10 protein-coding genes and 2 pseudogenes are annotated in these 13,750 nt (G+C 69.7%); 7 read left to right on the top strand and 5 right to left on the bottom strand.

All coding sequences use genetic code 11. From position 1 onward, the window contains the following. The first annotated feature begins 11 nt into the window (after nt 1-11). Entirely contained in the window at nt 12-1,181 is a 1,170-nt protein-coding gene (locus FFK22_RS33095) for a glycerate kinase (RefSeq protein ID WP_138888947.1), read from the top strand. 40 nt (nt 1,182-1,221) lie between these two features. Here the strand turns inward: FFK22_RS33095 and FFK22_RS33090 are convergent, their stop codons facing one another. The 4 genes and pseudogenes from FFK22_RS33090 to FFK22_RS33080 form a co-directional block, all read right to left on the bottom strand. Continuing rightward, a complete protein-coding gene (locus tag FFK22_RS33090; protein ID WP_186002785.1) occupies nt 1,222-2,352 on the bottom strand; it encodes an FAD-binding oxidoreductase in 1,131 nt (376 codons plus the stop codon). A 19-nt stretch (nt 2,353-2,371) separates the two neighbouring features. Beyond that, complete coding sequence (locus tag FFK22_RS44035) at nt 2,372-3,064, bottom strand: amino acid ABC transporter ATP-binding protein (protein WP_221939033.1); 693 nt, start codon at nt 3,062-3,064, stop codon at nt 2,372-2,374. A gap of 144 nt (nt 3,065-3,208) precedes the next feature. Next, a pseudogene (locus FFK22_RS44030) lies at nt 3,209-3,820 on the bottom strand (amino acid ABC transporter permease); the annotation flags it as partial. Between the two features lie 101 nt (nt 3,821-3,921). Then, nucleotides 3,922-4,746 carry an ABC transporter substrate-binding protein gene (locus tag FFK22_RS33080; protein WP_138888944.1) on the bottom strand — a complete coding sequence of 275 codons (825 nt, stop codon included), beginning with the start codon at nt 4,744-4,746 and terminating at the stop codon, nt 3,922-3,924. Between the two features lie 180 nt (nt 4,747-4,926). Here FFK22_RS33080 and FFK22_RS33075 point away from each other — a divergent pair, with 180 nt between their 5' ends. Next, nucleotides 4,927-6,006: a LacI family DNA-binding transcriptional regulator gene (locus FFK22_RS33075; protein WP_138888943.1), complete on the top strand. Its 1,080-nt coding sequence runs from the start codon at nt 4,927-4,929 to the stop codon at nt 6,004-6,006. 18 nt (nt 6,007-6,024) lie between these two features. On the opposite strand, the gene FFK22_RS33070 is transcribed toward FFK22_RS33075, so the two are convergent. After that, nucleotides 6,025-7,212: an ROK family protein gene (locus FFK22_RS33070; protein WP_138888942.1), complete on the bottom strand. Its 1,188-nt coding sequence runs from the start codon at nt 7,210-7,212 to the stop codon at nt 6,025-6,027. A gap of 106 nt (nt 7,213-7,318) precedes the next feature. On the opposite strand from FFK22_RS33070, the gene FFK22_RS33065 reads away from it, so the two are divergent. From FFK22_RS33065 to FFK22_RS33045, 5 genes and pseudogenes are all read left to right on the top strand, one after another. Continuing rightward, nucleotides 7,319-8,584: an ABC transporter substrate-binding protein gene (locus FFK22_RS33065; RefSeq protein WP_138888941.1), complete on the top strand. Its 1,266-nt coding sequence runs from the start codon at nt 7,319-7,321 to the stop codon at nt 8,582-8,584. 53 nt (nt 8,585-8,637) lie between these two features. Further along, nucleotides 8,638-9,519, top strand: a complete 882-nt coding sequence (locus tag FFK22_RS33060) for a carbohydrate ABC transporter permease (protein WP_138888940.1) — start codon at nt 8,638-8,640, stop codon at nt 9,517-9,519. After that, nucleotides 9,519-10,370, top strand: coding sequence for a carbohydrate ABC transporter permease (locus tag FFK22_RS33055; RefSeq protein ID WP_138888939.1), 852 nt, complete (start codon nt 9,519-9,521; stop codon nt 10,368-10,370). Before FFK22_RS33060 ends, FFK22_RS33055 begins: the two co-directional genes overlap by 1 nt. Beyond that, nucleotides 10,367-12,547: a beta-galactosidase gene (locus tag FFK22_RS33050; protein ID WP_221939030.1), complete on the top strand. Its 2,181-nt coding sequence runs from the start codon at nt 10,367-10,369 to the stop codon at nt 12,545-12,547. Before FFK22_RS33055 ends, FFK22_RS33050 begins: the two co-directional genes overlap by 4 nt. 157 nt (nt 12,548-12,704) lie before the next feature. Further along, nucleotides 12,705-13,750, top strand: a pseudogene (locus FFK22_RS33045) (phosphoketolase); the annotation flags it as partial.

Raw genomic sequence — 13,750 nt, 5'->3', positions numbered from 1 at the left:
GGCGATGGGCGATGACGAAGAAATCCGCATCTCGGCGCCTGCATGTCCTCATCGCACCGTCCGGCTTCAAGGAAGGGCTCGGGGTCCGCGAGGTTGCCGACGCGATGGCCCGCGGCGTCCGCCAGGCGGCGCCGCGGGCGAAGATCACGCGCGTGCCGATGATCGACGGCGGCGAGGGCTTCACCGAAATGATGGTCGAGCTCACGGGCGGAGAGCTGCATCCGGTCACCGTGACCGGGCCGGTCGGCCAGATCGTCGAGGCCGGGATCGGCTTCCTGGGCGGCCGCCGGAAGCGCGTCGCGGTCATCGAGATGGCGGCCGCGGCGGGGCTGCGCCTGGTGCCGAAGAGCCTGCGCGACCCCACGCTGACGACCAGCCACGGCGTCGGCGAGCTGATCCGTGCGGCGCTTGATCTCGGGGCGGAGCGCATCCTGGTCGGCTGTGGCGATTCCGGCATCAACGACGCCGGCGCGGGCATGGCCCAGGCGCTGGGTGTCCGCCTGCTGGACGCGTCGGAGCGACCGATCCCCGGCAACGGGGCGGCGCTGCCGTCTCTGCACCGCATCGACCTGTCCGGCCGCGACCCCCGGCTGGAGCGCGTGCGGATCGACGTCGCGGTCAATCCCTACAACATGCTGCTCGGCGAAGCCGGTGTCGCCCGCGTCTTCGGGCCGCAGAAGGGCGCGACACCGGACCAGGTGGCGCTGCTGGAGCGCGGCCTCAAGACCTTCGTCCGAATCGTCCGCCGTGATCTCGGGATCGAGGTCGCGACCCTGACGGGCGGCGGCGCTTCGGGCGGCCTGGGCGCCGGTCTTCACGCTTTCGCCGGCGCCCGGCTGCATCCGCGCTTCGATCTCATCCTGCGCCACATCGATCTCGACCGCCGCCTGGCCAAGGCCGACCTGGTCATGACCGCGGAAGGCGGCATCGACGGCCAGACCCGGTACGGCAAGGTGCCGGCCGAGATCGCGCTGCGCGCCAAGCGCTATGGGTTGCCGGTTCTGGCCCTGGCCGGCACTGTCGGCACCGGGGCGGATGCCACCCGCGAGGTCGGCATCGATGCTGTCTTCGGCATCCTCAAACGGCCATGCTCGCTGGAGGATGCGATCCGGGAAACCGACGCAATGCTGGCCGAAACCGCGGAACAGGCCGTGCGCCTGATGCTGGCCGCGCGGGCCTAGCCCCGAACGCCACGAACTGCCGCCCGTCAAGCGCCGAGCCCTATCGGGCAGCGGTTCGGAAGCGCTCCGGCCGGAACGGGGCCAGCATCGGGTGCCGCTCGCCGGTGGCGATCTCGAAGGCCAGCAGCTCGCCGGCGATCAGCCCAAGCGTGGCGCCGCTGTGACTGAAGGCCACGAAATAGCCCGGGATCGCCTGCAGCTCGCCGAACACCGGGTCGCCATCGCCGGGGATCGGCTTGCGGCCCACGCCGTAGCGGTCGAGCTCGAGCTTCGGGTTGCCCTCCAGCACCTTTGAGGCCTCGGCCAGCAGGCCGTCGACGGTCTCCTGCCTCACCCCGTAGGTCCCGTCGGGCCGGATCTCCACCTCTTCCTCCGACCAGCCCGAGTCGAGCGCGAAGGCGCCGCCGGGCGCGGGGCGGATCGCCACCCGCGGCGTGTTCAGCACCGCCTTCAGCGGCGCGTCGACCGGCTTGGTCGTCACCAGCAGCGAGACCGGCGTGCCGTCGTCGATCCTCTGACCGGCCTCGGTCACCATCCGGGGCACCGACGGGCCGGTGGCGAGCAGGACGGCGTCCGCCCGGATCTCCCCGCCCCGCGCCGTCGCCGCGCCGACGGCGCGGCGGCCCTCGACGATCACACGCGCCGCCCCGGCGTCGGTGACGAGCCGGCCGCCGCGCTGCTCGAACTCCTCCACCAGCAGGCGGATCAGGCTCGGCAGGTCGACCCAGCCCTCGCCGGGGTTGAAGATCGCGCCCTGCGGCGTGATCGCGGAGATGTCGACGCCGGGCGTCACCGCCGGCACCTGCCCGGCCGCGAGATGCTGCGCGTCATAGGCCAGCGACACCTCGTGGCGATACGCCGCCTCGATCCGGTTGCCGTCATCGTCGGCGTCCCAGGTCAGCCCGCCGTCGAATCTCAGCCAGTCCGCGTCCGGGTGCCGGTGCGCCAGGGTCCGGTAGCGGTCGAGGCCGGCCATGCGCAGCCGGTGATAGGCGTCGGAGCGCCAGCGCGACGAGTTGAGCCAGGACAGCGAGCGGCCGGAGGCGCCGTTCGCGACCGGGCCGTCATTCATCAGCACGGTCGCCACGCCGCGCCGGACGAGCTGGACGGCGGTGGAGACGCCGAAGATGCCGGCGCCGATGACGACGACGTTCGAGACTTTGCTGTTCATCACGGATCTTTCGCCTGGATTAGAGGACTTCCGCCAGGAAGCGCTTGAGCCGCTCGCTCTGCGGCCGATCGAAGATCGCCTCGGGCGGCCCGGCCTCGACCACCCGGCCTTCATCCATGAAGACGACCTGGTCCGCGACCCGCCGGGCGAAGCCCATCTCGTGGGTGACGACCACCATGGTCATGCCGCGGCGGCCGAGATCGGCCATCAGTGTGAGGACGCCCTTCACCAGCTCCGGGTCGAGCGCGCTGGTGACTTCGTCGAACAGGATGACCTCGGGCTCCATCGCCAGCGCCCGGGCGATCGCGACCCGCTGCTGCTGGCCGCCCGACAGCCGCGACGGGCGGTGATGCCGGCGGCCGGCCAGCCCGACCTCGGCCAGCCGCGCCTTGGCGATGCGGTTGGCCGCGTCCTTCTTCATGCGCTTGATCCGGGTCAGCGACAGCGCGACGTTCTCCAGCGCGGTGTGGTCCGGGAACAGGTTGAACTGCTGGAACACCATGCCGATCCGGCGGCGCAGCCGGTCCGGCTTGATGCCGAGGATGCTGTCGCCGTCGAGCAGGATGTCCCCGCCCTTGACCTCCACCAGCCGGTTCAGGCAGCGCAGCAGGGTCGACTTGCCGGAGCCGGACGGGCCGATGACGCAGGTCACCGATCCGGCCGGCACCGTGAGGTCGACATCCGTCAGCACCTGATGCTCGCCATACGCCATGCTGAGGCCGCGGACGGCCAGGCTGCCGCCGCTGAAGCGGGTGTCCGCCTCGGCGCCCCGCTCGACGGCGCCTTTGAGCTCGCCGACCTCGACCAGACCGCTGCCCCCCGGACCGGACAGGCTGCGGCCGACCCGCAGCCGGGTGTCGATCCAGTTGACCAGATGGGTCAGGGGCACCGTGACCAGCAGGTAGAACACGCCGGCGAGCAGCAGCGGCGACAGGTTGCCGGTGACCACCGCCTGGTCCTGGCCGATACGGAAGATCTCGCGCTCCGACGCCAGCAGGCCCAGGAAGTAGACCAGGCTGGAATCCTTCACATTGCCGATGAACTGGTTGACCAGGGCCGGCAGCACCCGCCGGATGCCCTGCGGCACGATGATCAGCCGCATCGCCTGGCCGTAGCTCATGCTCAGCGCCCGGCAGGCGTCCATCTGGCCGCGGTCGACGCTCTGGATGCCGGAGCGGAAGATCTCGCCGATATAGGCCCCGGCGATCAGCCCGAGGGCGAGGATGCCGAGCGGATAGGGCGAGGGCCCGAAGATCTCCCGCCCCGCCCGGGCCAGGCCCTGCCCGATCAGCAGGATGGTGACGATGGCCGGCAGCCCGCGGAAGATATCGGTGTAGATCCGCGCCGGGATCCGCAGCCAGGGCGAGCGCGAGATGCCCATGATGGCGAGCGCCATGCCGATGGCGATGCCGAGCACGGTCGAGGCGAAGGCCAGGATCAGCGTGTTCTTCAGCCCGACCGCGATCATCATGGGCAGCACCTCGCCCATCGCGTCCCAGTCGAGGAAGCTGCGGCGCAGGGTGTCGATCCAGTCCATGCGGAACGGTCTTCTTCCGGGTCGGCGCGGATCTATTTCTTGGGCAAGTAGTCGTCCGGCATCGGCGAGCCCGGGAACCACTTCTGGTACAGCGTCTTCCAGGTGCCGTCCTGCATCGCCGCGTGCAGCCCCTGGTTCAGCGCGGTGCGCAGCGCGTCATTGCCCTTGCGGATGACGAAGCCGGCCGGGGCGTCGAAGCTGGGGATGTTGACGGCGACCTTCAGCGCGGGATAGCGGCCGGTGTAGTCCTTGGCCGCCTCGTAATCGAGGAAATGGGCGTCGACCGTGCCGTTGTTGAGCGCGGCGACGGCGGAGTTGTTGTCGGGGAATTTCACCAGGTCGGTCGCGGTGAAATTCTTGGCCGCATAGATCTCCTGCAGCGTGCCCTGGACCACGCCGAGGCGCTTGCCGGCGAGCTGGCCGGCATCGGTGAGCTTCGGATCGGCGGTCAGGATCGACAGGTAGCCGGCCAGATAGCCGTCGGAGAAGTCGACCGTCTTCTTGCGCGCCTCGGTGGTGCCGATCGCCGCCACCGCCACGTCGAAGCGGCCATTGGCGACCGATGGCATCAAGGCGGAGAACTCCTGGCCGGTGAAGACGACCTGGTCCTTCTTGAAGCCGATCCGCTCGGCGACGTTGAGGAACAGCTCGATGTCGAAGCCGGTGAACTGCCCGTCCGCCGTCATGAAGGTGTAGGGCTTGGCGTCGCCCATGGTGCCGACGCTGATCACATTAGGATCGATCAGGCCGTAGGCATTGGTCTCGGCCAGGGCCGGCCCCGCGATCGAGCCGCCCACAGCCAGCGTGAAGGCCAGCGTCCGGATCCCCGTCGCCAGCATCGCCGTAAATCTCCTCATGTCTCCCTCCGTTGCGTGCTTTCGTCAGCCTGCCCAAAAGCCCGGGTCACCGACCAATTTCGGTTGTGAGACCGGTATCTTTTCTTGCGAGACCGGTCTCTTGTTGACTGAGACCGGTCTCTTTCCAAAATTGTTAGTGCCACGTTGACCGCCCGTCAATCTCTCCTGTAGAGCAGCCCGATGGAACCGCCATCGCCCGCGAAGCCGTCCGTCACCGTTGCCGACGTCGCCCGGGCGGCGGGGGTCTCGAAGGCCACGGCGGCCCGGGTGCTCGGCGGCTACGGCGTCGTCAGCGACACGGTGCGCGACAAGGTGCTGGCGGCGGCGAAGGCGCTCGACTACCGGCCCAACGAGCTCGCGCGCAGCATGACGACGGGTCGGTCGGGCGCGATCGGCGTCGTGGTCGGGGACATCGAGAACCCGTTCTTCAGCGCCGCCGTCCGCGGCATCACCGACGTGGCGCGCGCCGCCGGCTACACCGTGATCCTGGCCAATTCCGGCGAGGACATCGCGGCCGAGCGGGATGCCGTCCGGACCCTGGTGGCCAGGCGGGTCGACGGCCTGATCGTCGCGCCCTCACGCTCGCGCGAGATCGACCACCTCAGGGATCTCCTGCGCTCCGGGCGGCCGCTGGCCCTGCTCGACCGCGCCATCCCGGAGCTGGCGGTCGACACGGTCACGGTCGACGACCGCGAGGCGGCCGAGGCCGCGACCCGCCTGCTGATCGGGCACGGCCATCGCCGCATCGCCTATGTCACCGCCTGCGACACGCCGGAGCATACCTATCGCGACCTCGCCGACATCCACACCGCGTCGGTCCGACACCGGGTCGAAGGCTTTCTCGGCGCCTGCGACCAGGCCCGGATCCCATCGCCGGCCGTCCGGCTCGGGGCGATCGGCCGCGAGAAGACGCGACAGCTGGCGATCGACCTGCTGCGATCGCCCGAGCCGCCGACCGCGATCCTGGCCTCCGACAGCGTGATCGCGCTCGAGATCTTCAAGGTGGTTCGCGAGCTCGGCCTGTCGATCCCCGACGACCTGTCGCTGATCACCTTCCACGACGCCGACTGGACCAGCGTCACCAGCCCGCCGGTCACCGTGATCGACCAGCCGGTGCATCAGCTCGGCACGGCGGTGGCCGAGCTGCTGGTGTCGCGGCTGAAGGGCTATGCCGGCCCCGCGCGCCACCGGGTGATTCCGACCCGGCTGGTGGCGCGCGCCTCGGTCGCGCTTCGGGATCCGGCCGGCGCGCCCCTGTAGGAGGCGGGACAGCGAGGCTCAGGCGGTCCACGCGGCCGCGCGGTGGCCCGGCGTCGCCTCGAAGTTGAAGAAGTGCTGGATGGCGAGTGCTGACGCGCCGCGCGCCCAGGCATTGTCCTGCCAGTCCACCACCATGGGCGGCTCGCCGGCGAAGCACAGCTCCTTCAGCACGGACCGCACCGGCCCGAACAGGTGCTGGCCGAAGCGGACGGCTTCGCCCCCGATCACGATCATCTCCGGCGCGAACAGGTTGGCGAGCGTGGCGATATGCCGGCCGAGGCGAAGCCCCGACTCGCGCAGGATCTGCAGCACCACCGGATCGCCGGCCTCGGCAGCCGCAGCCATCGCCTCAGCGCCGGCATCGCTCCGGCCCGGGTCGCGCTCGTGCCAGATCCGGACCATGGCCGCCTCCGAGCAATAGGTTTCGAGGCACCCCGCGCGGCCGCATTCGCAGGGGCGGCCGCCGGGCTCCGACAGGTCGTGACCGATCTCGCCGGCCCCGCCGCCGCGGCCGCGATAGAGCCGGCCGTCGACCACCAGCCCCGCACCGACGCCGCGTCCGACCGCGACCGCGGCGATAGTCCGCAGGTCCCGGCCATAGCCGAAGAGATGCTGAGCGATGGCGAAGGCGTTGACGTCGTTGTCGACCCAGACCGGCGCCGCCATCTTGGCCGCCAGCAGCTCCGCCACCGGCACGTCGGTCCAGCCGAAGCGATGCAGGGCCCGGCAGAGTCCGGTCTCGGCGTCGATCAGGCCCGGCAGGGCGACGCCGATGCCGATCAGGCGGCGCGAGTCGGCGCGAGGGCTGCGCATCAGCTGCGCCGCCGCCGTGGCCGCGGTCTCGATCACCGTCTCCGGCCGATGGTCGGGCAGCGGCAGCTCGATTTCGGCCAGCACCTCGGTGGCGAGGTCGGTGAGAACCCCGAGCACCCGGTCGGCCATGACCTTGAAGCCGATCGCCAGGCGGGCCTCGTAGACGATGTGCAGCGGCATCGGGCGTCGCCCGCCGGTGGCAGGCCCCGCCTCCCCCTCCGCCAGCAGCCCTTCCTCGATCAGCTCCGCGGTGACGAAGGTGATCGCCGCCGGGCTGAGGCCGACGGCTGCCGTGATCGCCGCCCGGCTCATCGGCCCGTTGCGGCGCAGCCGGTCCAGGATCAGCCGCCGGTTCAGCGCCCGCGTCGTGCCGGAATCGCCCTTCAATCGCATCGCCTACCTTCTTTAAAGTCTTAAATTAGCGCTTGCCACAGTTCGGCGGAAGAGTTAACGCTTATTTTAAGGCCTAAAAAATGATAGCCCAGGAGGGAGCATTGCCATGGGAGAGCTCGTTGGATTCAGCCGCCGCAGCCTGATCAGGAGGGCCGCCGGCGGTCTCGGCTGGGCGGCGATCGGCGGCCTCGCCGCGCCGGCGATCGGTCAGGCCCGCCAGATCACCGTCATCAACGCCCAGTCGAACGACAAGGCCCGCGCCGCGCTGGAGGCGATCGCCGCCGGCTTCAAGGCGCAGACCGGCGTCGAGGTCGTGATCAACAACATGGATCACGAGGCCCACAAGACCGCGATCCGCAACTACCTCGTCGCCGGGGCGCCGGACATCTGCTTCTGGTTCTCGGGCAACCGCATGCGCGCCTTCGTGCAGCGCGGCCTGTTCGACGACATCTCCGACCTGTTCGAGCGCGAGAAGTACACGAACGTCCTCGGCACGATCGCCAACGCGGTCACCGTCGGCGGCCGGCAATACGGCCTGCCGATGGGTGGCACGCTGTGGGGCCTGTTCTACCGCAAGGACGTGTTCGCGGCGCATGGGCTGACGGTCCCGACCAGCTGGGACGAGACCCTCGCCTACACCGAGCAGGCCAAGGCCGCCGGGCTGGTGCCGCTGACCATCGGCACCAAGGAGCTGTGGCCCGCCGCCGGCTGGTTCGACGAGATGAACCTGCGGATCAACGGGCTGGACACCCACATGGCCCTGATGGACGGCAAGCTCAGCTATCTCGACCCGGTGCTGGCCGAGGTGTTCGACCGCTGGGAGGCGCTGATCAAGGCCGGGTTCTTCCTGCCCGACCACACCTCCTACGGCTGGCAGGAGGCCGGGGCCCTGCTGGCGCAGAAGAAGGCCGGGCTGATGAATCTCGGCAACTTCGTGCGCTATGTCATGCCGGAGGCGGAGGTGGACCAGCTGGCCTTCGCCCCCTTCCCCGCGATCAAGCCCGGCCTGCCGCGCTACGAGGACTTCTCGGTCGACTCCGTCCACATCCCGGCCAACGCCAAGAACAAGGACCTGGCCCGCGAGTTCCTGGCCTATTTCTACCGGCCGGAGAACCTGACGGCCTATCTCGAGCCGACCGGGAACATCCCGCCGCGCAACGACGTGCCGCCGGGGAAGGACCCGCTGATCAACGCGGCGATGGAGAGCCTGAAGACCGTCGCCGGCACGGCCCAGTACTACGACCGCGACACCGATCCGGACATGGCCCAGGCCGGCCTCAACGGCTTCCAGGAGTTCATGGTCAAGCCCGACCGGCGCGACACGATCCTCCGCCGGCTCGAAGCGACGCGAAAGCGCATCTTCAAGGCCTAGCCGCACCAGGGGCAGGCCCCGCCTGCCCCCTCCCCTTCATCGAGGTCGAATCCATGGCCCGCTTCTGGCGCCGTCATCGCGATCGGCTGACCCCGACGCTGTTCATCCTGCCCGGCGTCCTGCTGTTCGGCGTCGTGATCGTCGCGTCCTCGACGCAGAGCCTCTGGGTCAGCCTGCACGACTGGGACGGGATGGGGCCGATGACCTGGATCGGGCTCGACAACTATCGCGAGCTGTTCGCCGACCCGCAATTCTTCGTGTCGCTGAAGAACAACGTCATCTGGCTGCTGGTGTTCATGCTGGCGCCGCCGCTGGGCCTGGCCATCGCGCTGCTGCTAAACCAGCAGATCGCCGGGATGCGGATCGCCAAGTCGCTGTTCTTTATCCCGCTGGTGCTGGCGCCGGTCGCCGTCGGCGTCGTCTTCACCTGGGTGTACACGCCGACGCTCGGCCTGCTGCCGATCCTGTTCCAGGCGGTCGGGGCGACTGCCCCGGCCCTGCTGTCGGACGAGAATTTCGTCACCTTCGCGGTGGTGTTCGCCGCGCTGTGGCCGCAGGTGTCGTTCTGCATGGTGCTGTACCTCGCCGGCCTGAACAACCTGAGCGAGGACCTGATCGGCGCCGGCCGGGTCGACGGCGCCACCGGCTGGCGCCTGCTGCGCCACATCGTGCTGCCGCAGCTGACCCAGGTCAGCTTCATCGCCATCGCGGTCACCGCGATCGGCGCGCTCCGCTCCTTCGACATGGTGTCGGTGATGACCCAGGGCGGGCCCTTCGGCTCCTCCGAGGTGCTGGCCTACCAGATGTACGAGCAGTCGATCTTCTCCTACCGCTTCGGCTACGGCGCCGCGATCGCCTCGGTGCTGCTGGCCATCATGCTGGTGTTCATCGCCTGGTACGTCTCGCGCGTGCTCCGGGCGGAAAGGACGGCCTGATGTACCCGGCCCCGATCCCCGAGACCGCCCGCCTGCGCCGCGCGCTCTATGCCTTCGGCGTCTTCGCCATCCTGATCCTGTGGCTGGCCCCGCTCTTCGCCGTCGCCCTGACCTCGCTCAGGTCCGGCGAGGACGTGGCCGGCGGCAATCTCTGGGGCTGGCCCACCTCCTTCGGGCTGGCCGAGAACTACCTGGGCGTGTTCACCCAGACCCCGATGGCGCGCTACTTCGTGAACAGCCTGCTGATCACGGTGCCGACCGTGCTCGCCGTGCTGGTGCTGTCGACGCTGACCGGCTTCGTGCTGTCGAAATACCGGTTCCGCGGCCGGACGGTGCTGTTCGCGATCTTCATCGGCGGCAACTTCCTGCCGGCGCAGATCATGATGATCCCGGTGCGCGACCTGATGGTGCAGCTCGGCCTCTACGACACCGTCTTCGCCCTGATGATCTTCCACACCGCGTTCCAGACCGGCTTCGCGACGCTGTTCATGCGCAATTTCATCGCCGCGCTGCCGCATGAGCTGTTCGAGGCGGCGCGGGCCGAAGGCGCCTCGCCCGCCCAGGTGCTGCGCCTGGTGGTCGTGCCGCTGGTCCGCCCCGCGCTGGCGGCGCTGGCGATCCTGATCTTCACCTTCGTCTGGAACGATTATTTCTGGGCGATCGTGCTGACCCTCAGCGACACCGTGAAGCCGGTCACCGCCGGCCTCGCCAATCTGCGGGGCCAGTACGTCTCCGCCTGGAACATCATCTCCGCCGCCACCATCATCGTCGCGGTGCCGCCGGTGACGATGTTCTTCCTGATGCAGCGCCACTTCATCGCCGGCCTGACCATGGGCGCGGTGAAGGGATGATGAGCCATCCCGCCTTCCTCGAAAGCCCGACCATGCCCAGCAAGCCCAGAGCCCGGCGTTCCGCCTGGCGCCCGATCGACATCGACACGTTTCTCGTCGGCGCCGCCCATTACCCGGAGCATGTCGACGAGGCCGTCTGGGAGCGGGACGCGGCGCGCATCGCCGAGGCCGGCTTCAACGTCGTCCGGATGGGCGAATTCGCCTGGAACCTCTTCGAGCCGCAGCCCGGGCAGTATGAGTTCGACCTGTTCGACCGGGCCGTCGCTCTGCTGGGCCGGCATGGCGTCAAGACGATCCTGTGCACCCCGACCGCCACCCCGCCGCGCTGGCTGACCGCGGCGCATCCGGAGATCCTGCGCGTCGACGCCAAAGGCGTGCCGCACCGCCACGGCTCGCGCCAGCATGTCGACACCGTGCACCCGCTGTTCCGGGAGCACAGCCAGCGCATCACCCGGATGATGGCCGAGCACTATCGCGACGACCCGAACGTCATCGGCTGGCAGACCGACAACGAGCTGAACACCTCCTGCTCCGAGACCTATTCGGATGCGGCCGAGGCGGCGTTCCGCAGCTTCCTGGAGCAGCGCTACGCCACGATCGAGGCCCTGAACCAGGCCTGGGGCACACGCTTCTGGGCCCAGACCTATGATGATTTCGGTCAGGTGGAGCTGCCGCGGCCGTTCACGCCGGTCGCCTCGAACCCGACGCACCGGCTGGACTATCACCGCTTCCTGGCGGAGGCGACGGCGGCGTTCCAGCGCGACCAGGTGGAGATCCTGCGCGCCGTCAATCCGGGCTGGTTCGTCTATCACAATATCGGCGCGATCAACGACATCGACATGCGCGGGCCGTTTTCCGAGGACCTCGATTTCCTCGGCTACGACGTCTACCCGTTCCTGTTCGACGAGCTGCTGCGCCACGGCCACGCCCATTGCCAGGCCCTGGCGCTGGACTGGGTGCGCGGCGCCGCCGGCAACCTGATCGTGCCCGAGCAGCAATCGAGCTTCGGCAGCCAGCCGGGCTTCGCCACGGTGGCGCCGGAGCCGGGCGAGATGCGCCGCATGGCCTTCTCCTCGGTCGCGCGCGGCGTCGACGGCGTCCTGTTCTTCCGCTGGCGCCCGGCGCATTTCGGTGCCGAGATCTACTGGATGGGCATCATCGACCATGACGACGTGCCGCGCGGACGGTTCGAGGAGGCGAAGCGCTTCGCCGGCGAGATCGGCCGGATCGCGCCGGAGGTGCTGGGCAGCTCGGTCCATCTCGACGTCGGCATCGCCGGGCCCGACTTCGTCAACGAGGAGGCGCACAAGGCCTATGCGCTGGGCCTGCCGACGCCGCAGCAGGCGGCGGTGCCGGTGCACGGCCACTGCTACACGCGCGGCATCGCCTGCGGCTTCGTCCACCCGGAGGACGAGCTCAACCGGCTGAAGGTCTTCATCGTGCCGCATTGGGCGGTCTGGGATCCGGCCTGGACCGGACCGCTGGAACGCTTCGTGCGCAACGGCGGCACCGCCATCATCGGGGCGCGCAGCGGCGCCCACACCCTCGACAACCACGCGCTGCGGGTGGCGCCGCCGGGCGAGCTGGCGGCGTTGACCGGGGTCACCGTCGAGGGCTTCGGCCCGCTGGCCACGCCCGGCGGCAATGGCGTCTCCGCCCAGTTCGAGATGTCGCGCGGCGTGGTGGTCCCGCCCGACCGGCCCGCCGAATCCGCCCGCCGCCGATACGAGCTGACGATCGGGAACACGGCCCTCCAGGCCGGCCACTGGTTCGAGCGCCTGTCGCTGCGGGACGGCACCGAGGCGATCGGGCGCTGGACCAGCCGCTTCCTGGCGGGCGAGCCGGCGATCACCAGCCGCCGCCATGGCCGGGGCCGGGTGATCTATGCCGGGACGTATTTCACCCCGGAGCTGACCGACGCCCTGCTCGGCCGCGTGTTGCCGGAGGCTGGCGTCGCGCCGCTGGTCCCCGGGCTGCCGGAGGGCGTCGAGGTCTCGCTGCGCCGGGCCGGGGACCGAGAGCTTCTGTTCCTTCAGAACACCCGCGCCGAGCCGGTCACGATCGCCTCCGTGCCCGCAGGGCGGGATCTTCTCAGCGGGGCCGCGACGGGACGGGATCGGTTCGAGCTGGGGGGCTATGGCTGCGCCGTCCTGCGATTGGCCCCGACACCCCGCTGAACGCGTATTGCCTCGACCGGACCGGGATCGTCGGCGGCGGTCCCGGCCCGTCGCGTCCCGGTTGCATGGCTTTCTCCGCACCGCGACCTGGAATTGTCGCCGCGCCGCTTCAGATCACTGGGATCGAAGACCGGGCGGGACATCGGAGACCCAAGCCATGGACCAGGAGTTGCAGCGGCTCGACGCCTATTGGCGCGCGGCAAACTACCTGTCGGTCGGGCAGATCTATCTGCTCGACAATCCGCTGCTGGAACAGCCGCTGGCGATCGAGCACGTCAAGCCCAGGCTGCTCGGCCATTGGGGTACGACGCCCGGGTTGAACTTCATCTACGCCCATCTCAACCGCGTGATCGCCCGCGACGATCTCGACATGATCTTCATCTGCGGGCCCGGCCATGGCGGGCCGGCGGTGGTCGCCAACACGTATCTCGAAGGCACCTACTCGGATATCTATCCCGAGATCGGGCGGGACCGGGAGGGCATGCGCCGGCTGTTCCGTCAGTTCTCCTTCCCCGGCGGCATCCCCAGCCATGCGGCGCCGGAGACGCCGGGGTCGATCCATGAGGGCGGCGAGCTTGGCTACGCCCTGGCCCATGCCTATGGCGCCGCCTTCGACAATCCGGAGCTGATCGCCGCCTGCGTCATCGGCGACGGCGAAGCCGAGACCGGGCCGCTGGCGGCGTCCTGGCACTCCAACAAGTTCCTCAATCCGCGGACCGACGGCGCGGTGCTGCCGATCCTGCACCTCAATGGCTACAAGATCGCCAACCCGACCATCCTCGGCCGCATGACCGGCGAGGAGCTGCTGCGGCTGTTCCAGGGCTTCGGCTACGAGCCGTATTTCGTCGAGGGTTCGGACCCGGTGCCGACGCACCGGGCCATGGCCGCCACCCTCGACATCGTCATCGACCGCATCCGCGAGATCCGAGCCGGCACCCGGGCCGACGGCCTGGCCCGGCCGCGCTGGCCGATGATCATCCTGCGCACGCCCAAGGGCTGGACCGGGCCGAAGATGGTCGACGGGCTGAAGACCGAAGGCTTCTGGCGCTCGCATCAGGTGCCGCTGTCCGGCCTCGCCGACAAGCCGGCGCATCTCGCCCAGCTCGAGGCCTGGATGCGCGGCTACCGGCCGGAGACGCTATTCGACCGGGACGGCCGGCTGGCGCCGGAGCTGCAGGCGCTGACCCCGCAGGGCGACCGCCG

Origin of the sequence: Mycobacterium sp. KBS0706 (assembly GCF_005938675.2) — a bacterium.
Lineage (GTDB): Bacteria > Pseudomonadota > Alphaproteobacteria > DSM-16000 > Inquilinaceae > Inquilinus.
The sequence above is the reverse complement of the archived record's forward strand: the minus strand, read 5'-3'. Positions and strand labels throughout refer to the sequence as shown.